We start from the raw sequence: 19466 nt of genomic DNA, 5'->3' as shown, positions 1-19466 counted from the left end.
AGGTAAAGAAAAAAACGCCTCTTTGGGCGCTCCATTTCCTAAACTAGCTAAAATAGCATCGACATAAGATAATGATGCCATTTGTGCCAAGTCCTTATTAACTGAATTCAGTTCTTTTACTAATCTTTCTTGCGGACCACCAGGATAAACAGTTCCGTCTGCACCCACAGAAAGTTGCCCGGCTAAAGGACTGGAATCACCTTTTAAGATGGCTTGTCCTAATTCAGTGGAAGTTCTATCTGCTGCCGCTTTAGCTTCGCTTGCATTTACTTCAGCCTTAGTCGATTTGGCTAATGCATTTGAAGCGTCACTTGAGCTTTTATTCAAGTCTGTGTCTATTTTCTTAATTCCTTCATTATATGAGTTTCTAAAATCTCTTGTAAGTCCTGTGTTTAATTCTGGGAATCTTGCCACTGTTGTACCTCCTTCTAAATATAGTAAAAGCGAAAGTCGAACGTTACTTCGAAGCTTCCACTTGTACCAATCAATTCAATTTCATTCCAACCAGGAGCCAACGAGATTGAACGTCTATTAGTATTTTGAAATATGTTAACAACACTATTTTTCAGTGACCTTAATCGATTTAATTCAAGAGTGTCATTAACTGTTGTTGTTCCTGTGTGTGACCACGTTTCAAGTGTGGTGTTATTATTAATTTGTAAATTTGTGGATGCGCCTTTATATTTTATAATCAAAGGGTGTTTTTTAGGGTTAATTATTTCGGTACCAGCATTATAGATTCTAAATTTTGTTGTATTATGAATGTATTTTGTTTCATCGGTAATCAACCCTTGACCTATCTGCCATAATTCAGAATCAAACGTTTGTGGATTTAAAGATGTTCCAATTGATTCAGAAAATGGTTTTGATGCGATAAAGGTTAATTCGAATTGTCCTGTAATTTGATTAATATATTCTGGACTAAATGCCCCCGAATATCTTGCTTTCCATCGTTTGCCTGGTTGCCTTGTATCCACAAGATATAAATCTCTTCTAGGGTCGAATAAGCTATAAATTTCATCACGTAATAGTTGATAATCATAATGATCTACTGCTTTTAAATAAAATCTTGCGTATAAGTTTCTCGGAGTAATATTTGTTCCGTAAATAATTTGTCCATCTTCTCCGTCTGGAGTGTCTGTTTCAAATAAAGGTGAAAGAGATTCTGGAATAAAACTAAGACACGTAAGTCCACTAGACCGGTAATCTATCTCATTCCAGTTCGTATCAAAAACTTTTATCATCACTTCACCCCACTTTGTGTCAATTGATTGCCAAATGATGATTGAAATTTTGTGTCAATATAATCAAAAATAATTTCCGTTAATTCATACCCATCAATAATAACTGGAGCCGGATGAACATTAACTTGTATCGGTTGCCCAGATTGCTGACCATTCAACTGATTAACAACCCTATTAGTTTCACCGTTAGGTCTAGCGCCTGCAGCATATCCAGGAATGCTGTTTAAAGCACCCAATATCCTCTTAGATTCGTCATGGGGAAATACTTGGTAACCAGCAGGACGATCATATAATCCTAAGTTAAGCATTTCCCAACGATTGCCTAAACGGCCTATCTCATAACCTTCTTCACCCGCTATAAATGCACCACCAGGATGATTAGATGTACCAGATGCATATTGTTCCAATACTCGTCCGCCTGCTGTTCGAATATTAACTTGTTTAGTAACAGAGTCCCCAATTCGTGCATATTGCCCATCTGTAGATGTGTAAACACGAACATGCTTACCAATCGTTTCACTTAGTGTTTCATAGGTTTTATCCACGTTCGTTTTAACATTGACATCTTTATAAACAGTGCGCCCTGCTACTGTGTTCATTTCTTCCAACTTGCCCTTAGCGACATCGATTTTACTTTGTTGTTCGTTCAGTTTTTTGTTTTGATCTTGATATTCAGCAGATGAAATTTGTTGCGTGCTAAATAATTCTTTAAGTTTTGCTCGAGCAGTGTCTATTTCTTGTTGTTCTTTTTGTAAAGTTTCAACCGCTTTTCCTTTTTCTGACACGATACCAGATTCTTGTAGAATCATTTGTGCGTAATCGTCCAATAAACTATCAAATAAATCTAGCTCTTTATTAGTTTTTTCAAGCGATTCTTGTTTCTTACCGATTTGTTTATCAATTTTACTAATCGCACCGTCGTGCATTTCAAGTTGACCTTCAAGGATTGATCTAGCCGATTCCTCTTGAAGTATCTTTTGAGCAATTTCTGTGCGTTCATCTTGAGTTGCTCCGACCATACTTTGTTTTAATTTAGCTATGTTTTGGTCAATTATTTGTATTTCGTTTCCATGACTTATTATTTTTTGGTTTTCTACTTCACGTTCACTTTCAAGACCTTTGATTTCTTCTTGTAATGCTTTTTGTTCCTCAAGATTTCTTTTCTGGTTGTCCATCTCATCAGTTATAGCCATATAAGTGTCTTGTGTTAATCTTTCTCTTTCCACACGACTTAATTCTTTAACTTTGTCAGTAGCTTCTGCATAAGCATTTCCTTGATCTGATATCGCTTGAACAGTTGATGGGGATTTTTCCACAATCTGATCATTTAACCCAAGAAATTCTTCCATTTCAGCATTGGTTAAACCAGATTTTTCAAGCAAAGTAGCTTGTTCATCTGATAGCTTTTGAATCGCTTCCTCTGATTTAGCTTCTTTTAATTCGTCCATGATGTCCATATAACGTAATACTTCATCAGTAGTCAGACTGTTTTTTCTTTGTAACTCCTCATAACGACCAATAGTAGCATCTAGTGAGTCTAGTTCTTCTTTACGCTTTTCAATAGATTTAGTAGTTTCTTCAAGATTTTCCTGGCTTGCTTGGTTTAATGCGTAAATTCCACCTGCCAAAAGGGCAACACCACCAACAGCCAAACCAACAGGCCCACCCATTCCCATTAAACCAATACGACCTAATAAGCCTGTACCACCTGCTTTTCCAAGCATAGAAGCAAAACTACCGCCGACTTTTAAAACTCCACCGATTGCAGTTGTCATATTCCCTAAAACGATACTCGCAGGACCGACAGCTGCAACTAATGCGATTGTTTTTAATATGGTCTGCTGTTCTTCTTCGGTCATATCACTAAACGCTTGTACGCCTTCTTCTATTTTTTTAATCAGTGGTTCTGCTGCGTCGAGAGCATCCATGACGGCAGGTATTAATGCTTCACCTAGCGTAATAGCCATGTCTTTGACTCTGTTCCACAGTATCTTCAATTGGGATTCGGTAGTGGCATAACGTTGTGCTGCTTCATCAGTTAATGCTGTATTTTCTTTCCAAGCTGTTGTGGAAGTATTGACTGCATCAGATAATAAATCACTAGCACCAGCCATACGTAAGATAGTGTCTGATTCTCTTATACCTTTGATACCCAAATCACTTAGGATACTAGTTAAGTTCTTACCTTCTTCACTTGATCCAGCTAGACCCTTGACAAACATATCAAGTGCAACAATAGGATCATTTGTCCATGCATCGGAAAACTCCTTAGAACTAACTCCTGCCGCTTCGGCAAATCCTGCGACAGATTTTCCACCTTCACCGACAGCTTTATCAATCTTTTTGAGGACCATTGTCATGGCTGTACCACCGGCTTCTGCTTCAATACCTAGTGAAGACATTGTTGCAGCAAGCGCTAATATCTGCGCTTCAGACATACCCACTTGACTACCCTGTGCAGCTAATCGCATAGCCATGCTAGAAATTTCAGCTTCAGTAGTCGCCATAGAGTTTCCTAGAGCAACAATACTAGATCCCATTTTGTCAAAATCATCTTGACTCATACCGACAATATTCGCAAACCTTGCAAACTCGGTAGCTGCAACTTCTGCTGTCATGTTTGTGGAATTACCCAAGTCAATCATTACGCGGGTGAAATCTTCAATGTTTTCCGCTTTAATACCAAGCTGTCCTGCTGCTTCTGCTACTGCTGCAATCTCGGTTGTGGATGCAGGAATTTCCTTAGCCATTTCACGAATACCTACACGTAAATCTGCAAGCTGTTCATCGGTTCCACTAAACGTCTTAGCAACCCCAGCGAACGCACTTTCAAAATCACTAGCTGCTTTAAATACTGCAACGCCACCTGCAACAATCGGAGCAGTTACCCTCATACTGTACGATTTACCAAAATCAGTCATATGCCCGCCAACAGTTTGTAGAGCATCGCCAGTCTTGGTCATTCCATCTCCCAGCTTAGTCCAAGGGCTTTCCATACGTCTTATTTCTTCGTTTAATCGTTGAAGTTGCCCTTCAGTACGATTCATTTCAGCATTTGCATTATTTAATTGAGCTTGCAGATCTCTTGTTGCATTAGCATCTGCACCTTTAACTTTTACCGATTCGTCGTAACGTTTCTTTAATTCTTTAACACGTTCTTCCTGTGTTTTAAAGCGACGTGATAGTATATCAGACTGTTGTTGCATCCCTTTTAAACTATTTGTATATTCCTTACCACCGGACTTAGCTAGTGTCATTTCAGAGCGTAATCCTTTTAGATCACGTCTGAATCCTTCAAGCGATTTATTCGCCCCATCATCTTCCCAAGACAATCTAGTTCTCAACGTTCCAATATCTTTTTGAGCCATTTTCTCACCTACCTTTATAAAAGGAAAAAGCCACGATAACGGACGTGGCTAAACCGAGATAAGTAGATCCCTCCTAACTCCAAACATCAGACAGATAGACCTCTTTTTCTTGTGTCTGTTCATTTTCCTCGGCCATCATTAGATCATTAAAAAAATGGACATCCATATCATCAATTTGAGACATCGTCCATCCTGTTCTGCCGATTGGTTCCCCATATATAAAGCTTGGAGGAGGAAACATTAATTTTTTATACAAATTCAAAAGGGAAGTGTACGCTTCCTTCCACGTCACTTCCCCTGATTGTTTCCCTCATTACCTTCTTTTTTCTTCCCAAATACCGCTTCAGCTAATTTCTCATAAAGATAATCACTTTCTACACCATCAAATAATTGTTCAACCGTAAACTGTCCTTTAAAAACAACATCAGCCAATACACCAGCTAGCTCAAATTCTTCATCAAGTTGGTCTTGATATGTCGACACGTAATTTTCATTATCTTTCGCTTTTTCTTCTGATTTAGCCATAACTTCAAGATATTTACGTTTAGCACTTACAGGCACTTTGGGAGTATAAAAAGTTTGTTCTTCATCATTTATTTCAATTTTTATTTGCATGACTTATTCCCCTTTAAACAGTTGGTGTCCAATTTTTATCGATTACTTCGGTAAGCCATTTATCAAAAATAGTCTTATCAGTAACTTTTGTGCTCTGATCCCACATCTTGTATTTCTCAAGTCCATCATGCAGACGTGGTAATGCTTCACCAGACAAGTTAGGAGTTTGATAAGTTGGTGTTTCCTGCTTTGTTTCCTTGTTCTCTTCAGCAGGTGCCAATTTAACTCGATAAATCCAAAAATACTCATATCCTCCACGTGCACTTTCAGCACGACCACCGATAGCAATGTATGGAGGATCGTCATTTGCTGCATCTGTTAAACCGCCATTTTCATCCAACTCTTTTCCTAAGATATCGGATTCCACTTCTTCTTCTAAATAAGCAGTGTTTAACGTAACGGCAATAGGTCCCTTTGCTGCATCAGAAAATAGTACCTGGTCATCTGCACGTAAATTTCCACGGTTTACGGATGGTGCTAAGTTTAAGGCCATTGCTGGACCGAGTGGCTTAACCTCATCGTAAGTTGTTGCTGTTCTATCTTCCTTCGTGATTTTCGCATATACTAAATCTTTTAATCCTTTAATAGCCATTTATACTTCCTCCTCGATTTTAGTTTCATAGTTAAATCTCATAATCTTTCTAAACTTTTTCATATCCTCGTCATACGTTTCACTTGCAAACATACGACCGAATCCTGCATTTTTCATTAATCGCACCACATCTTTTACTAGTTTCGTAAAATTACCACTTGAAAAAACATCCATCTGAATAAAATACTTAGTGATAATTTCCACATCGTCTGCATTCAGTTCTGGTGCTTCATTGTAAATTAAAAACACGATGTACGTATCAGCCGTTTGGTTATACCGCATCGATGCAACAGGGACATTAAGTGGTTTGAGTGTGTCCATAATAATTTTATTTAGGGATGGAGATTCAGCTAGCAACATTACATACCCATCCCCTTTCTAAATACATCCACATACTCATTTAAGATATTGTTTTTGTTGTTTTCATAGACAATTGACACCAAAGGTAACGGAGCGATGAAACGTCCTGCACGTACGTTGTAAAAGCCAAATTCGTGCATATATAGGTAGTATCCAGGTTGCTTTGCTCCACCTTTTGTTCCTACAAACAACTCATTATTTTCTGGATCAGTTCTAGTAATAGCTTCCTGCGCTTCTCCGCTTCGTTTAGTAAGTCCATGGGAGTACACTTCAGAAGCGATTCTGTCTTTTAAAAGATCGCCGCCTTTTATTAGCGCCTGGTCTTTTAATTCATCCGTCAAACCTTCAATACGATCAATTTCAGCAATAAGTTCATCCAGTCCATCAAAATCAAGTTGCATGGTCATCAGCCTTTCGACTGCAAACTAATTCGGTGAGATTATCATCTTTGACATATGAGCGTTCAATTTTATGTTCTAACCAAGGATCGGCTTCGGATTTCCGGTATAAAAGTTTTTCTTCCCCACTATATTCAAAGGAATGAACTTCAAACATATACGTTAATGTCACACCGCCTTGTTTTGCACTCCAAAACTCATTCGAACGGATACTTAATCGGTTAGCAAGAATTGGAGATTGTGGCCCTTCTTCAATAACCGGAAACCCTTCATAATCTACACCTTCAACCAAGCTAATTAATCTTATTTCATCATCAAACGTCTTCATGTTTAACACCACTAATCACCAGATTGTGTAATCGCCATTGCAAATGTCTCGGCATGGATAATGGTCTGCTTGTAGATGTTGTTTGAGTGCCTGTGACACTTTGATAACGCCATGTAGAATAATCAACCATGAACATAAGATGATGTGGGTTAGTCTCGTCTAGCACTAACCCTTGCTCATCTTCCAATTCTCGAACAACACCTTTTATGATTGCTTCTAGATAGGTATCTCTTGTAGTAGAACGAATACCAATTCTTTCTTTAACAAGCAAAAGAATAGTAGTAATGTCCATTATTCATCGCCTACTTCGATAAGCCCCTTGATATATTCAATTACACCTTTACGATCTTTATTTGCTTTTTCTTCATTCAATAACTCTTTAAGAGTTTCTTCATCAACACCATCAAGAGATTTCTTTATATCTTCAATATTCCCATCCAAGATATTGTCTCCGTCTACTTCATCAATGACTTTTATGAATCCTTTTTCTCTTAACAAATTGGCACGATTTTCATTGTCTGTTTCGTAAAAATGACCAACTTCATGTAATACCTTTGTGTTTTTATCTATGAATCTAGCAATAACTTCATATTTCATTTATATCATCCTCTCTTAAACTTCTGGCGCTTCGCGTGTGTATGTCACGTAATAACCTGCTGCATCATCAACTGATTTAACATCAAAACGAACGAATCCAGCTAAAAGTTGACCGTAAATATCATTGTCAACCCATTTAACTGAAGCTTGTTTACGGTTGAATAGTGTAATAAATTCGTATGCATCACCAAAGAAGCCGACTAAGTTTCCATCAGTAGTGCCGATTACATCATCATCCAGAACAATAACTTCTTTTCCTTTGATTTTCTTACCAGATGCGACCGTGATATCATCCTCTAGCAAATAACGACCGCTTTTATCTTTTAACAAATCCAGCTCGTTAAATAAAGATGCTGAAACAAATGCCTTCGTATTGTAAACCTTCTTGAAATCTTTATTAAACATAGTCACAATGCCATCTAATCCAGTAACTGCCTTGGCTGGTGCTGTTTTAAAGATAGCTGCAATTTGTTCGTTTTTTGTATTGCGTTCTTGATCTTTAATATCTTCTGCAATCATTCCTGCAATATCGTAATCCGCATCGTCAATGGCTTCCTGCGACATTGGAACATACCCACGATAAGTTTCAATGTCATAAGTAACTTCATCAAATGTTGGTGTTGCGAGTTTCGGGTTTTTAGCTAACTCTGCAACGGAAGTGAATTTCCCGTTTGATCTTTTAATAATTGGATATTTACCAGAACCACGAGTTACTGGAAGGTTACGTACATACTGTGATAAGTCCAACACGTCCACAAGTTCTTTTTTAGGTGCTATTAAGTCTTCTGGAATTAACGCGCCACCCTCTACTGTTGTAAAATCTCCACGTTCTTGAATGGCACCCTTCGAACGTACAAATGTATTGATTGCTTCACGCGTTTCTGTTTGATTTGGCATATTTCGTTTACCTCCTGCTTTTGGTTTCTTACGATTTGATTCTTCTAATTCACCTTCTAATTCGGTGATTTCTTCTTCAAGTGAAGTCTTTTCATTTTCTGTTTCTTCAATAGCATCGTCATTTTCTTTTACGGATGCTTCGATAGCTGTTAAATCTTCTTCTGATTCAACACCATCAATAGATTCTTCTAATTCTGTACGTTTGATTAGTAGTTCTGCGATTCTTTCCTCTACTGTTTTGAGAGAGCTACGTTTTAAATTAAGTTTCGCTCCAATTAATACTGGATTAGGCATTTTTCATCTTCTCCTTTAGCGCTTTTTTATGCTGTTCTAATTTTTGTTTTTTTATTGATTCAACATCTTTTTGACGTGCTGCAATATCTGTCTGTGGATATGCGGGGAAACCAGTAATAGAAACTTCCAGTAATTCAGCTTCAGTTATTCTCCACTTTGTTGTGCCATCGTCATTTTCAATGCGTTCTTCCTTAGTTGGATAAAAACCGAATGAACAGCCCCGCACCTTACCAGTTTGCACTTTACGATAAGCCGATTTGGCATTAGGGTCCTCCAAATCAATTACTACCTTCCCCCACAAACCGTTAGAATCAGATTTTAATTCAAGTGTGTTACTTCCTAAACTTCCAAGTACAATTCGTGAATCATGGTTATCCAACGCAAAAATATCAGCACTTCGCAAACTTTCTTCAAATGCTCCAGGTGCTACTTCTTCAAATGCCCCGGGCCACAATTCTGTTACTTGGTCATATACAACAAAATAACCTTCAATGATTGCTTCATTTTCATTTTCACTATCACGAGTTTTTAAATTGGATGTGAATTGCATGTGCCGTTTATTTATTGTCCTCACCCCCTTTTAGCTTGTTTTGACTACCAAGCATTCCAGCCGGAATATAGTTTTCTAAGATAATGAGTTCTTGCATTTCACTATCGGGATCTAACCCTACCCAATCACGCAATTCATTTCTTCGCATTGCGTTTCTGTCTACCATTTGAGTTCCAGCGCCAACCATTTCCGTTAAATCATAGCTAAATAGACTACGCGGATTTAAACGGAAGAACCAATTAGGATCAAATAGCAAATCACGGGTTAATGTCTGTGAAATAATCTGACCAATTGAATAAATACGAGTATTAATAAAATTGTTGTATTCTTCTTTTTTGAACTCACCCACACCCAAAAAGAAAGCCGGCACTCCTATGAGCCCAGCGACAGTTTTCTTATCAAGTTCAACACCCTCAATAATTGCGATGTCTTTAAGTGACAATGGTTTTACCTGTTCAACTTTTATTAAATCAGCAGGCAATACCCAAGGTTTTACTCCACCTTCTGTTTCAGTGACATACTTGTTAAGTATTTCTTCTCTACCTTCTTTACTAGCCAATTCTTCTGTCATCGCATCCACAGAGAGAATAATCGACGGCATGTATTTACCACTCATAAAACTGTTTTTTGTTTTATCTGCTTGAGATAAATTTTTAATGATATCCCTCAAAAGAACACGATATCCAGTCCCTTTGTAAGGTCGATTAGGGTCGGGATTTATAACGAAATGAACCACTTCATCGGGTTTGTATGTGTTCCCGTTATAATTTATAAAATAATCGTTACCTACTTCCTCATAATTAACGGCAGCCATTTGAAATGGTGTTAAATCATCAATCCATCCTGTTTCGGAATCAACACCAATATGGACCACCGAATTGCCGTCACCATGCATTAGCATGTCAGAAACGATTTTATAAACCCATGCTTTTCGAGTCATATTACGATGTGGCTCAATGTCTATCTTCCGAGATAATCCATTACGGACCCGTTTATCACCTTCGTCTGTATTTTCCATCAAGTGAATGGTCATATTGGAAACAAGATCTGCAATCTTATCAACCGCAATTCGCACATCCGGGTTATCGGATAATCTCGTATATCCTGGTGTACTTATATCACCAAAAGCAAACGGAATTTCCAATACACTTTTTGACCTTTTTTTAAACCGATTAAATAACTTCAACTTTTCACCACCTAACTGTTTAGCCATTGTGTTGCTGTACCTGCTTTTTCTAAGTTTTTAAGCATCTGCATGGCTGAAAATACCGCTGCATCAAATACGTCAATTCTTTGTGTATCTAGCACTTTTTCGTACTTGATGGCATCATCTGTCTGTTCAATCGCTCGAACGTTTTCCAGACAATATAAAAAGGCTTCAGAACCGAGATAATAAAACTTCCCGTCCTTAGCCTTAGTTTCAATTCTTCTAAATCCTTCCGATTTCAAGTGGAAGTATTGTGGTGTATCTTCAATGCGGAACCCTGCTTTTTTCATACCTAAGAAAAATTCTCTTCCGAACTTTTTATCGAATCCAACTTGTTTTATTTTGAATCCCTTTTTCTTCATATCGATAAACCAACGAATAACTTCTTGATAGTCGACAATTGGATTATTCGACATTGTGAGCCATCCATCGTCCTGCCAACCAAAGAGAGGGATATTGTCCACATCTGCTTTTTCATGGGCAGCAACAATCGGGAAGAATGCATGTGTAATTGCTATGTCCACATCTTTGTAAGTCCCATATAATGAAGTGGCTGTAAGGTCATGCCGTTTCGATAAGTCAGCTCCACCAAACCACTCAATAGGTAACTTGGCTAATTCTTCAATTGTCCAAGTATAATTACTGTTCGATCTAATGAATTCATCCGCGTTGAACCAAGCCTGCATAGCACTTGTATATTTATTCATCGATTTAGCAAGAAAATCTTTTCTTTGTTGTGGGTCATTTTGCGCTTGCATGGCATCGTTCATAATATCTTCGGGACGAATAGTAATACCGTAGTTAGGATTAGCTTTTTCATGTTCTATCGGATTTGTGTAATCTACATTGCCTTCTGCATCTTCATCAGCCTTTGCAATAAAAACAAAATAGGCTTCGTCTTTTACCGATCTAGATAGGATTTTTTGGCAATAAACTAAGCGATTGTAACAAAAACTATTCTGATTATCCCCAGCTGTGGTAATACCAATCATTAATTTATTCGTGTATGCCTTCATAGCTTCTTTGATAACGTTGTATTGAGTAGCCTTTTTATAAGCATGCAATTCATCCGCTATCGCAATATTACAGTTTAAGGAGTCTTGTTTATCTGGATTAGCTGCTAATGCTTCTATGTGTAAACTTCCATCACCTAAGTCACCACTGATAGATGATTCTTGGTTATTTGCTAGCACTCTGAAATTATCAGCTTCACCCATTTGATTTAGATTAAAATTAATAAAATCAAATGCCTGTTTAGCTTGTCTAAGTGCAGCACCAACAATATAAATTGTCGAACCACTTCGTCTTTCCAGCAATGCTAAAGCCCACGAGAGAGCAGCGACAAATCTTGTCTTACCATTTTTTCGTGGCAAATAAATAAACGCTTCTTTATAGCGCCTAATAATCGTACCTTTAATAAAGAATCCTAACAGGTTATAAATTATGAACATTTGCCATGGTTCTAATATAAACGGCAAACCTCTTAATGGAGTACCATCTAGCTTTTCACCCTTATCATGCACAAATGTTTTTTGTATAATGCCAATAACGAATTCTGCATCTTTAGGTTTAAATTCATATTCTGGATTTTCTAGATCATCTAAAAACCGTTGGCACATTTGAATTGTTTCTTTATTTGCTATCTTGCGACCTTCAACAATACTATTTGCATACTCCATTACAAGATCGTAGTGTTTGAATTTTTTAGTCAAGTCCACTCAACACGCTAGCAAGCTTTGATTTTTTAGTAACTTCTGTTGTTACTGTTTCAAGCGATTTCGGATTTAAGCTTAATCTATCGGAGTATGCCAGTATATCTTTTCTTAAATTTTCTAAGGTGGCAACAATAGCTGATTTCTTAGTTCCACCAGCAGCCGTCGAAGTCTCATATTGATAACCACTTTGAATAAATTCTTGTTGCGCTCGGTCATATTGTGCAAGTAAATCAGAATAAATAGTGATGACTGCATCATATTCTGGTTTATATGTCCCCAACCCCTTCATATCTCGAATTACTTTTTCTTTGATAGTCAACGATTCATATTCAACGATTTCTGCTTGTTTTTTACGTGCCATGTTTTCACCTCCTAATTAAAAAATGAAAAAGCATCCTGTTTAAAGGATGCTTAATTGTTGTGTTTTATTAGATTCATAGTTTAAGAATTTAAGTATTTCACTTTCACGTTGTTCTGAATAATATTTATATGTCGGATACCAATCAAAAAAGTTTTTATCATTTTTCGAACTATTACAATGAATACAAGCGGGAATAATGTTATTCCTTGTATACTCTCCGCCTTTAGATACCGGGATAAAGTGTTCTTGTTGTAACTCTAATTTCATTCCACAATAGGCGCACTTGTGATTAAAGCGGATTTTTATTTCATTCCATTGTTCTACATCTAATGAATGTGGTAATTTATTTATTATTGCTCTACGCTTTTGTTTGTGATAGTTGTAAAAGTCCCTGTTTTCCCTCTTATGTTTCTTTTTGTAAGCACGAATACTTTCAATGTTTTCTTTTCTATATTTGAGGGCATAAGCTTGTTTTTCTTCTTTGTTTTCTTGGTAATATTTCTTTTTATTGTTCGATATTTTTTCTTTGTTCTTCACGTGATATTCTTTTAAATACTGATTTACTTTACCTCTGTTGTTCCTTCGATACTCATTACCACATTCCTTACAAGCAGACCTCAATCCGGATTTCTTTCTGTTGTCTTTAGCATAGTATTCATTTGTGAATGGCTTTTCAATTCCGCACTTTGTGCATGCTTTCTTTTCAGCTTCATTTGTGGTATTATTCATTTATCAGCAACTCCTTAATAGTTGTTGGTCACTCCTCGGATGTATCAGCATCGCGAGGTTTTCCTATATCTATTATACCATATTTCCACCAAAAAAAGTTTTCTGAAGGTCATCCTATTGGAAAAACTTCCCCTCTTCGCTCCATAAGTCTGAAAATTCTAGCCACTTAGGTAGGGGGGATACCTTTTTTTATTTTTTTCTCCTAAATTGTTTCTCAATCCAACACAATTCAATTCGATTGGAACAACTTGTGCCTAACTCTGTTCTGCAATTCTATTCCTCTCGAAGTAATCTCATTGGTGACTCGATCATGCATTACCTCATGACATCTGTTGCATAAGCTGATTAGATTATCATTTGTTAATCTAAATTGAGGATGAGTATCGATTGGGTATATGTGATGTACCATAGTAGCTACCGTAGTCTTACCGTACCTTGAACACTCCTTGCAAATATAACCATCTCTTTTAAATATGATCGGTCTTTTATTTATCCACTGCCTAGATTTGTGAAAGGCACTCATAGATCAGCACGACCGAATTGTATTAGATTATATTTAAGAGTTCCCATTCTGTTATTGATTTGAGTTTGAAGTTCCATACGTTTGTCTACCTCATACACTGGTAGCTTATCCTTGTTACGTTGCATCTTCCTTACCTTGCTATCCGTCACGAATGATGTGTAGTGATAATGGCAATGTTCACACTTGAAGAATGTCTCCTGTACTTTATTCGGATGGTGCCTTTGTTTAAAGACTACATCTGTTATCTTACCGCATTGATCGCATATGGCTGTTAGTGGTTGGGTCATGATGATATACCTTCTCGAATGGACTTTCTTTCTAGTAACCAATTGTTATCACCATAGTAATCTATAATGATATCCGTATTGCCAGGAACATCAGACTTAGTAGTCCATTGAAAGTTAACGAATTCTTTTTTATTAATTTCCTTACCTTTGTAAAGAACTTTAGGAACATCTCCTAATTCATCTAATTCAATAACCAGATACTTTTCTTTCTTCTGTTCCTCCAACTCTTTCAATGCAGCAGTAGCTTTCTTTGCTTCTCGCTGGATTGCTTTGAGTCCTTTGATTGATTCAGAGAAATCCATATTCATTGATAAGTTTGTTTTGGTGCTTTGCGATTTCATTCGTCTGTTTCTAATCTTGTCTTCAGGTCTAGTTAATGCAGGTTGAGTTGGACCATTACAAACATCACAAGAAAGTCCATCCGTAAATCTAAATTGTTGTTCTGTAAATACTTCTCTATAACCACACTTCATGCATTCAAGTGTAGTTAGTTTACCTTCGCACGACTTATTGTCTGCCATGATTATCTCTCCTTTTTATTTGTATCCCGCCTGTGGACGAACCTCATTTAAGGTTGATATATCAACGTTTCTGATTTTACGATTTCATAAAAAATGCCAGCACACTTTCCACGGTGGACTGGCAAAATACTATATCTGTGACTATTTCATATACATGTATATTATACTATTATTTTCCAACACTTACATAATTTGTTGAATCTGTTGCGCTTACCTGTGGATAACTTTTAATCTGGCAAGCTATTCTCTCAATCATTCGATATACCCCTGTTCTTTCCATCTTCATTAACTCGGCTATATGACTGATAGAATACCCGTTTAACCTTAACTGCAACACAGTAGCTTCTTTCTCATCTGTAATTCGATACCATCTATCTTGAAGGTATTTCATATCTGTTATCTTTTCAGCCCAGAACTTTGTATTTTCTATTTGTCGAATGGATTCATTTTCCACAACACTAGAGAATCCGTTTCCTTTTGGTAAAGTAGCTTCAATGCCATACTGTGCTATACCAACGCTCTTCTTATCTTCTTGCATCCATCGTAAATTCTGTGTGTCGATATGATAATACTTGATGATTTCCATTACTTTCTTGGTTGTGTAGTATGTCATAAGATGCCCTCCTTACTTACTATAAGCTCTTAAATCATCGTTAATCACTTTGATGTGCATATCCTCTAATTCTTTCAAACTGTAATTTCCAAAGCCGTTGACCGAATCAATAATATAAATTCCTCTTTTTCTTAACTGGGCAATAAGATATTTCCTGCGTTCAGTTACTTTGTCGTTAAGTAGTCCCATTAGTATCCGTTCAACTGCCTTTCGTGATTGATCTTGTTTTTATCCAGATAGGCTTGTTCGATTTGTTCCTCTGTAAAACCTAATAATTCGCCTAATTTCAAGAAGTTGCTAAAAGTAGCCTTATACGAATACTCTTGAGCTTCATAATCATCGTCATGGTAGCAACTCCAAAATAAATCACATGTGTGAGACATCACTTCTGCAAACATCAATGTTAAGTTTTCTGGTTCTTCTTCAATCTCATAGATTAAAGAATTGTGTCTATCTTCTAGCTCCAAATCCAATCCAATACTCAATATAAAATGCAGACAATCCACATACTCTTCAAGCAACGGATTATAATACTCCTTATCTTCCTCGCTCATTGTCGGGAATCTTAAAGCCTTTGTTCTCGGTTCTGGATTAACCTTCCAAAACTTGAATCCACGCCATTCATTAGCACATTCACCAAGTTCAACCTGTAATGCAAGTATTTTCTGTGGAAGCAAGTCCTGTCCTTCCAGACCTTTTTCTTTTACGATGTGATTATCTAATCCAGCTTGTGTTTCGAATAGTTTATTTAGACTCATCATTACTCTCCCCTTTACCAATATGCTCTCTGACACTGTGGACACCTAAGAATTAACTCATCATCAGCGTTAAAATAATTAAATAGTTTTTTTCCACATTCCCTGCAATTATTACGTTGATGTATATCGACTTCGATATTTCCTTTACCGCCTTTTAATTCATTATTTTCAATCAGAAGATCATCTCTTTGTACTTTTGCCATGCGATAATCTACTCTAAGTTCATCCCTTGCTTGGCGCATACGTTTGTAAGCATCAATCATTAAATATAAATCTGTTTTTAATTCAGGTTTAAACAGCTTCTTATCTTTGTCTTTGTATTTATTGATTGTACTTTGGATGTTGTTTTCAAAGGCTTGTCTCTCTAATAATTTTTCTTTATTCATTGGCTTTCACCGCGATATATTTCCCATCTTTTTCAATCCAATATTTTTTACCTGCGTCATAGTTTTTTGGCTCCATTGGTTTTCGCTCCTTTAGTCAGAAGTTTGTTCGGACTTTGCGGTAGTTTGTTTTCTAAAGTCTTCTAATGCGATATCAATCTTTGATTTAATAATCTTTTTAGAAGTTCCTTCGTTAGCATCAATCGTTACTGCGAATCCACAACGACACTTTCTATTGTATAAATTATCATCAACATCTAAAGTACCGTGGTATTCACCAGTCTTGTCATTAGTGCCTACATTGTCGTAACCACAATTAGGGCAATCATTTAAAAATGGCGATATTTTTAAAAAATCCATAGCATTCATCTTTTATTCCTCCTATTGCATATTTCCTTTAATTAGCATTTTATTTCAAATCCCCACTATCTTTCGGCTCACGTTACGGCTCAATTGCGGCTCACTTCCGCAATTTCCAATCCCTCAACACTTCAACAAAGATACTAAACGTTTCATCCTGCCGAACTGGATCACTTTTAAACGTACCTAATACTAATTGCTCGATATGGTCTTTCTTACGCTCTAGTCGCTCCATATTTGCTTTTAAATCTTCGTCTAATTGATTAGGATTGCGTTCATACTTTCCGTCACTCATATTGCTCCAATGTGTCCGATGTCTGTTTACCATTATTTCACCAACACAATAAAATCCACTTTCCTCGGTTTACTATCCAGCACCTGTACAACCTGCAATTTCTCCCCATCCACAGACTTCTCAACTGATTCAATTACATATCGTTTACTCATCGTCATCATCCTCTTCATCGAATTTGACTACCGTGGTAGGATTCTTCCATTTCTTTGCTCGTTTTTGCCCACTAGGAGTACTCATCCAGGTTATATACTTATCTGTCACTCCTAATTCTTCTGCACATTCTATCGCCGTCCCCATCGCCACCATTTCCTCACCGCGATAAACTGCATATTCGACTTGATTTCTGTTTTTCCGTTTACGTATAGGTCTGGTTGCAGCTTCCTGCGCTGACATTTTTCTGGAGTAAAACCTGCCGTCAAATTGGGAAGCGTGTATCCCATTCTCTAAAGCTATTTTTCGCCAATACTCCCTTGTTGTTTCCATTTCTATACTCCCTCCTATTCGTTAAAAATAGATTGATAGAGAGCATTTTAAACCGTTGTATGTATTTGTCTGCGATTCTATTAAAATGCTCTCATAGGCTTGGATTTAACTTAGAACCATTGATTATTAGGCGACTCTGCTTTTACTTCCAACGCCCTTGCTACTGCTAATTTCCGTTTTTATTCCCTATATGAATAATTGTCGTTATCATAGCTGCCTAAAGATTCTAGTTGCTTGATTACGTGATTTCTCATTAAATCTGCGTGGGAATCGGCTAATTTCATTCGGCTTCTCCTTTCAGGGCTTTTACTACGATTTCACCGATTTTATCGGGATTTAATGCCCACCCTTTATTGTTGTAATAAACAGCTATTTGTTTTATTTCTTCCAAAGCCTGTTTGTATCGAATGTTTTGTTCTTGCGCCTTTTCTTTTAAAGTTCTTTCTTCAAACTCGAAATTTCTAAAGTCTTTTAAATGCCTTTCAGTAGTCTCTAGGTGCTTTTCCAATTCTTCCACACGTTCTGCTTGTTCATTAACGAATTTCAGAATTTCATTTAATTCAAGTGCTTTTAAACTGTTCCTTACACTTTCCAACCGCTCGCTCATTCTGATTCCTCCAATACTTTCAATGGTTCCTCACCGCTTTTATACTCAATTTCAATCGGGACAATTTTTTCTGGTTTAAAAATCATCTTGTAATCATATTCCGATACATCTGACGTACTTAGTTGTTCAACCGTATAAGTTACATTGTCACTTAAACCAAGATAATGTTTCTGATACTCATCTGGGCCAATTTTAGCAATGACTTCGATTACGTTTTCTCTGTCAATATTCACACTAATGTTGCCAACCATTTCCATGATGTATGTGTCTGTTAGTGAGTTATAAAATACAACTCTTCTTATTACTCTGAATTCATCTGAATCTTTACTAATGTTGTACGACACTGTATCAGCAGCTGTACAAGCCGATAACATTATGATTAACCCCAATAGTGCTATAATTACTTTTTTACTTTTCATTTCCCCATTCTCCTTTCAAGGCTTTAACCAGGACTCTATCTGCTCTTAAAACTCCATTTTCTAAGTCTGGACTTCCTAATTCGTCTGATGCTTTTTCAATTGCCTGTTTGAAGCGATTTCTTTCTTCCAGGACATTCTCTGCTATATTTACATTTATTCTGTGCGCTTTTTCTAGAAATGCATTTCTTTCTTCCAATTCATCTACACGTTCAGCTTGCTCAATAATCCCCACCAGCTCTTTATCCCCTCGTGCTATGGCGGATAGTTTATAACTTTGTAGGTTAGGCATCGTCACTCATCCTTTCTCCACTGCCATTGCATTCAATGCAAGGTGTCATGTGGTCAACAATTGAACCCGAATGGTCATAACCCGTTCCTTTACACGCTGGGCATTCTTTATTCATTTGGGTTCACATCCAATCGGTTTTCTGCAAATGAAGAAACCTTATATTCTTTTTTCACGTCACAAAAGTAAACATAGTCATCACCTTCGTAATTAACGACTGTCATGTCCTCAGCACGACCCACGCTAGTTACCACCATCGTGTGTTCATCCTCTGGTCTTCGTAAGATATCTCCTTGTTTCAACTCCCAAACTTCCCTGCCATGCAATTTCCACCATCTACGCTCTTTTTCTTGTGCAATTTCTTCTGGTGTGGCGTGGCGAACAACCGGATTTTTTAACACAATTGGTTTGTCACCATACTGACCGACATTACCTTGTTCATAAACAACCCAATCACCAACTTTAAACTCTGGTTCTACTTCATAGCCGATAAAGAAAGCCCTTGCTACGTCATAAACTCGAACGTCGTCTAGTACAGTTCCACAATTCTCATCCATTCTCTTTAACATAAGGGTTTCAAAAGCATTCCTATGATTCTCAATCATTTGTGCTTGCGATGCCCTAACCTTTACCTTCTTCATCCCTGTCCCTCCTACCATTTTTTAAATGTTCCGTA

At 37.1% G+C, this 19466-nt stretch carries 29 protein-coding genes; all 29 read right to left on the bottom strand.

Features of this window, described 5'->3' with window-relative positions:
- A partial coding sequence (locus CWR48_RS14135; protein WP_147294891.1) for a hypothetical protein occupies window positions 1-414 on the bottom strand: 414 nt, incomplete at its 3' end.
- Window positions 415-428: 14 nt separating this feature from the next.
- Complete coding sequence (locus CWR48_RS14130; RefSeq protein WP_115773887.1) at window positions 429-1244, bottom strand: distal tail protein Dit; 816 nt, start codon at window positions 1242-1244, stop codon at window positions 429-431.
- Window positions 1244-4612 carry a phage tail tape measure protein gene (locus tag CWR48_RS14125; RefSeq protein ID WP_115773886.1) on the bottom strand — a complete coding sequence of 1123 codons (3369 nt, stop codon included), beginning with the start codon at window positions 4610-4612 and terminating at the stop codon, window positions 1244-1246. The genes CWR48_RS14130 and CWR48_RS14125 overlap by 1 nt, the downstream gene beginning before the upstream one ends.
- 288 nt (window positions 4613-4900) lie before the next feature.
- A complete protein-coding gene (gene gpG, locus CWR48_RS14115) occupies window positions 4901-5227 on the bottom strand; it encodes a phage tail assembly chaperone G (protein ID WP_115773884.1) in 327 nt (108 codons plus the stop codon).
- Window positions 5228-5240: 13 nt separating this feature from the next.
- Complete coding sequence (locus CWR48_RS14110; RefSeq protein WP_115773883.1) at window positions 5241-5819, bottom strand: major tail protein; 579 nt, start codon at window positions 5817-5819, stop codon at window positions 5241-5243.
- A complete protein-coding gene (locus CWR48_RS14105; protein WP_115773882.1) occupies window positions 5820-6179 on the bottom strand; it encodes a hypothetical protein in 360 nt (119 codons plus the stop codon).
- A complete protein-coding gene (locus tag CWR48_RS14100) occupies window positions 6179-6580 on the bottom strand; it encodes an HK97-gp10 family putative phage morphogenesis protein (RefSeq protein ID WP_115773881.1) in 402 nt (133 codons plus the stop codon). Before CWR48_RS14100 ends, CWR48_RS14105 begins: the two co-directional genes overlap by 1 nt.
- Complete coding sequence (locus tag CWR48_RS14095) at window positions 6570-6905, bottom strand: hypothetical protein (protein WP_115773880.1); 336 nt, start codon at window positions 6903-6905, stop codon at window positions 6570-6572. The genes CWR48_RS14100 and CWR48_RS14095 overlap by 11 nt, the downstream gene beginning before the upstream one ends.
- Window positions 6892-7197 (bottom strand): hypothetical protein, encoded by a 306-nt coding sequence (locus CWR48_RS14090; RefSeq protein WP_115773879.1) that lies wholly within the window; start codon window positions 7195-7197, stop codon window positions 6892-6894. The genes CWR48_RS14095 and CWR48_RS14090 overlap by 14 nt, the downstream gene beginning before the upstream one ends.
- Window positions 7197-7502: a hypothetical protein gene (locus CWR48_RS14085; RefSeq protein ID WP_115773878.1), complete on the bottom strand. Its 306-nt coding sequence runs from the start codon at window positions 7500-7502 to the stop codon at window positions 7197-7199. Before CWR48_RS14085 ends, CWR48_RS14090 begins: the two co-directional genes overlap by 1 nt.
- A 15-nt stretch (window positions 7503-7517) precedes the next feature.
- Complete coding sequence (locus CWR48_RS14080; protein ID WP_115773877.1) at window positions 7518-8693, bottom strand: phage major capsid protein; 1176 nt, start codon at window positions 8691-8693, stop codon at window positions 7518-7520.
- Complete coding sequence (locus CWR48_RS14075) at window positions 8686-9267, bottom strand: HK97 family phage prohead protease (RefSeq protein ID WP_245976813.1); 582 nt, start codon at window positions 9265-9267, stop codon at window positions 8686-8688. Before CWR48_RS14075 ends, CWR48_RS14080 begins: the two co-directional genes overlap by 8 nt.
- Window positions 9251-10456 (bottom strand): phage portal protein, encoded by a 1206-nt coding sequence (locus CWR48_RS14070; protein ID WP_115773876.1) that lies wholly within the window; start codon window positions 10454-10456, stop codon window positions 9251-9253. The genes CWR48_RS14075 and CWR48_RS14070 overlap by 17 nt, the downstream gene beginning before the upstream one ends.
- Window positions 10441-12129: a terminase large subunit gene (locus CWR48_RS14065; RefSeq protein WP_115773900.1), complete on the bottom strand. Its 1689-nt coding sequence runs from the start codon at window positions 12127-12129 to the stop codon at window positions 10441-10443. The genes CWR48_RS14070 and CWR48_RS14065 overlap by 16 nt, the downstream gene beginning before the upstream one ends.
- A 25-nt stretch (window positions 12130-12154) precedes the next feature.
- Window positions 12155-12526: a P27 family phage terminase small subunit gene (locus tag CWR48_RS14060; RefSeq protein WP_115773875.1), complete on the bottom strand. Its 372-nt coding sequence runs from the start codon at window positions 12524-12526 to the stop codon at window positions 12155-12157.
- A gap of 39 nt (window positions 12527-12565) precedes the next feature.
- Complete coding sequence (locus CWR48_RS14055; protein ID WP_115773874.1) at window positions 12566-13255, bottom strand: HNH endonuclease; 690 nt, start codon at window positions 13253-13255, stop codon at window positions 12566-12568.
- A 229-nt stretch (window positions 13256-13484) separates the two neighbouring features.
- Entirely contained in the window at window positions 13485-13778 is a 294-nt protein-coding gene (locus CWR48_RS21020; RefSeq protein WP_115773873.1) for an HNH endonuclease, read from the bottom strand.
- Window positions 13775-14065, bottom strand: coding sequence for a hypothetical protein (locus CWR48_RS14045; protein ID WP_115773872.1), 291 nt, complete (start codon window positions 14063-14065; stop codon window positions 13775-13777). Before CWR48_RS14045 ends, CWR48_RS21020 begins: the two co-directional genes overlap by 4 nt.
- On the bottom strand, window positions 14062-14586 hold the full coding sequence (locus tag CWR48_RS14040) for a hypothetical protein (protein ID WP_115773871.1): 525 nt from the start codon (window positions 14584-14586) through the stop codon (window positions 14062-14064). Before CWR48_RS14040 ends, CWR48_RS14045 begins: the two co-directional genes overlap by 4 nt.
- Window positions 14587-14755: 169 nt before the next feature.
- Window positions 14756-15199, bottom strand: a complete 444-nt coding sequence (locus tag CWR48_RS14035; protein WP_115773870.1) for a hypothetical protein — start codon at window positions 15197-15199, stop codon at window positions 14756-14758.
- A gap of 188 nt (window positions 15200-15387) precedes the next feature.
- Complete coding sequence (locus CWR48_RS14030; protein ID WP_115773869.1) at window positions 15388-15957, bottom strand: dUTP diphosphatase; 570 nt, start codon at window positions 15955-15957, stop codon at window positions 15388-15390.
- Window positions 15958-15971: 14 nt separating this feature from the next.
- Window positions 15972-16343: a hypothetical protein gene (locus CWR48_RS14025; protein ID WP_115773868.1), complete on the bottom strand. Its 372-nt coding sequence runs from the start codon at window positions 16341-16343 to the stop codon at window positions 15972-15974.
- A 90-nt stretch (window positions 16344-16433) separates the two neighbouring features.
- Window positions 16434-16709 carry a DUF3797 domain-containing protein gene (locus tag CWR48_RS14020; RefSeq protein ID WP_115773867.1) on the bottom strand — a complete coding sequence of 92 codons (276 nt, stop codon included), beginning with the start codon at window positions 16707-16709 and terminating at the stop codon, window positions 16434-16436.
- 91 nt (window positions 16710-16800) lie between these two features.
- Window positions 16801-16995 carry a hypothetical protein gene (locus tag CWR48_RS14015; RefSeq protein ID WP_147294889.1) on the bottom strand — a complete coding sequence of 65 codons (195 nt, stop codon included), beginning with the start codon at window positions 16993-16995 and terminating at the stop codon, window positions 16801-16803.
- Between the two features lie 144 nt (window positions 16996-17139).
- Window positions 17140-17478, bottom strand: a complete 339-nt coding sequence (locus tag CWR48_RS14010) for a hypothetical protein (protein WP_211316751.1) — start codon at window positions 17476-17478, stop codon at window positions 17140-17142.
- Between the two features lie 280 nt (window positions 17479-17758).
- Window positions 17759-18085 carry a hypothetical protein gene (locus CWR48_RS14005; protein ID WP_115773865.1) on the bottom strand — a complete coding sequence of 109 codons (327 nt, stop codon included), beginning with the start codon at window positions 18083-18085 and terminating at the stop codon, window positions 17759-17761.
- Complete coding sequence (locus CWR48_RS14000; protein ID WP_115773864.1) at window positions 18082-18504, bottom strand: beta-sandwich lipoprotein; 423 nt, start codon at window positions 18502-18504, stop codon at window positions 18082-18084. The genes CWR48_RS14005 and CWR48_RS14000 overlap by 4 nt, the downstream gene beginning before the upstream one ends.
- Window positions 18494-18793, bottom strand: coding sequence for a hypothetical protein (locus CWR48_RS13995; RefSeq protein ID WP_115773863.1), 300 nt, complete (start codon window positions 18791-18793; stop codon window positions 18494-18496). The genes CWR48_RS14000 and CWR48_RS13995 overlap by 11 nt, the downstream gene beginning before the upstream one ends.
- Before the next feature lie 107 nt (window positions 18794-18900).
- Window positions 18901-19431, bottom strand: a complete 531-nt coding sequence (locus CWR48_RS13985) for a hypothetical protein (protein ID WP_115773861.1) — start codon at window positions 19429-19431, stop codon at window positions 18901-18903.
- Between the last annotated feature and the right edge of the window lie 35 nt (window positions 19432-19466).

It is taken from the genome of Oceanobacillus arenosus, assembly GCF_003369575.1.
GTDB lineage: Bacteria > Bacillota > Bacilli > Bacillales > Amphibacillaceae > Oceanobacillus > Oceanobacillus arenosus.
Note: the sequence above shows the minus strand (reverse complement) of the source record. Positions and strands in the feature narration are given on the sequence as shown.

Excerpts from the sequence above, each read along its gene's own strand:
- gpG (WP_115773884.1), bottom strand. The coding sequence starts at position 5,227 with ATGCAAATAAAAATTGAAATAAATGATGAAGAACAAACTTTTTATACT.
- CWR48_RS14000 (WP_115773864.1), bottom strand. The coding sequence starts at position 18,504 with ATGAAAAGTAAAAAAGTAATTATAGCACTATTGGGGTTAATCATAATG.
- CWR48_RS14110 (WP_115773883.1), bottom strand. The coding sequence starts at position 5,819 with ATGGCTATTAAAGGATTAAAAGATTTAGTATATGCGAAAATCACGAAG.
- CWR48_RS14100 (WP_115773881.1), bottom strand. The coding sequence starts at position 6,580 with ATGCAACTTGATTTTGATGGACTGGATGAACTTATTGCTGAAATTGAT.
- CWR48_RS13995 (WP_115773863.1), bottom strand. The coding sequence starts at position 18,793 with ATGCCTAACCTACAAAGTTATAAACTATCCGCCATAGCACGAGGGGAT.
- CWR48_RS14035 (WP_115773870.1), bottom strand. The coding sequence starts at position 15,199 with ATGACATACTACACAACCAAGAAAGTAATGGAAATCATCAAGTATTAT.
- CWR48_RS14045 (WP_115773872.1), bottom strand. The coding sequence starts at position 14,065 with ATGACCCAACCACTAACAGCCATATGCGATCAATGCGGTAAGATAACA.
- CWR48_RS14095 (WP_115773880.1), bottom strand. The coding sequence starts at position 6,905 with ATGAAGACGTTTGATGATGAAATAAGATTAATTAGCTTGGTTGAAGGT.
- CWR48_RS21020 (WP_115773873.1), bottom strand. The coding sequence starts at position 13,778 with ATGAGTGCCTTTCACAAATCTAGGCAGTGGATAAATAAAAGACCGATC.
- CWR48_RS14125 (WP_115773886.1), bottom strand. The coding sequence starts at position 4,612 with ATGGCTCAAAAAGATATTGGAACGTTGAGAACTAGATTGTCTTGGGAA.
- CWR48_RS14105 (WP_115773882.1), bottom strand. The coding sequence starts at position 6,179 with ATGTTGCTAGCTGAATCTCCATCCCTAAATAAAATTATTATGGACACA.
- CWR48_RS14030 (WP_115773869.1), bottom strand. The coding sequence starts at position 15,957 with ATGAGTCTAAATAAACTATTCGAAACACAAGCTGGATTAGATAATCAC.
- CWR48_RS14130 (WP_115773887.1), bottom strand. The coding sequence starts at position 1,244 with ATGATAAAAGTTTTTGATACGAACTGGAATGAGATAGATTACCGGTCT.
- CWR48_RS14065 (WP_115773900.1), bottom strand. The coding sequence starts at position 12,129 with ATGGAGTATGCAAATAGTATTGTTGAAGGTCGCAAGATAGCAAATAAA.
- CWR48_RS14055 (WP_115773874.1), bottom strand. The coding sequence starts at position 13,255 with ATGAATAATACCACAAATGAAGCTGAAAAGAAAGCATGCACAAAGTGC.
- CWR48_RS14025 (WP_115773868.1), bottom strand. The coding sequence starts at position 16,343 with ATGAATAAAGAAAAATTATTAGAGAGACAAGCCTTTGAAAACAACATC.
- CWR48_RS14090 (WP_115773879.1), bottom strand. The coding sequence starts at position 7,197 with ATGGACATTACTACTATTCTTTTGCTTGTTAAAGAAAGAATTGGTATT.
- CWR48_RS14015 (WP_147294889.1), bottom strand. The coding sequence starts at position 16,995 with ATGAGTGACGGAAAGTATGAACGCAATCCTAATCAATTAGACGAAGAT.
- CWR48_RS14070 (WP_115773876.1), bottom strand. The coding sequence starts at position 10,456 with ATGGCTAAACAGTTAGGTGGTGAAAAGTTGAAGTTATTTAATCGGTTT.
- CWR48_RS14060 (WP_115773875.1), bottom strand. The coding sequence starts at position 12,526 with ATGGCACGTAAAAAACAAGCAGAAATCGTTGAATATGAATCGTTGACT.
- CWR48_RS14080 (WP_115773877.1), bottom strand. The coding sequence starts at position 8,693 with ATGCCTAATCCAGTATTAATTGGAGCGAAACTTAATTTAAAACGTAGC.
- CWR48_RS14040 (WP_115773871.1), bottom strand. The coding sequence starts at position 14,586 with ATGGCAGACAATAAGTCGTGCGAAGGTAAACTAACTACACTTGAATGC.
- CWR48_RS14010 (WP_211316751.1), bottom strand. The coding sequence starts at position 17,478 with ATGGAAACAACAAGGGAGTATTGGCGAAAAATAGCTTTAGAGAATGGG.
- CWR48_RS14085 (WP_115773878.1), bottom strand. The coding sequence starts at position 7,502 with ATGAAATATGAAGTTATTGCTAGATTCATAGATAAAAACACAAAGGTA.
- CWR48_RS13985 (WP_115773861.1), bottom strand. The coding sequence starts at position 19,431 with ATGAAGAAGGTAAAGGTTAGGGCATCGCAAGCACAAATGATTGAGAAT.
- CWR48_RS14020 (WP_115773867.1), bottom strand. The coding sequence starts at position 16,709 with ATGAATGCTATGGATTTTTTAAAAATATCGCCATTTTTAAATGATTGC.
- CWR48_RS14005 (WP_115773865.1), bottom strand. The coding sequence starts at position 18,085 with ATGAGCGAGCGGTTGGAAAGTGTAAGGAACAGTTTAAAAGCACTTGAA.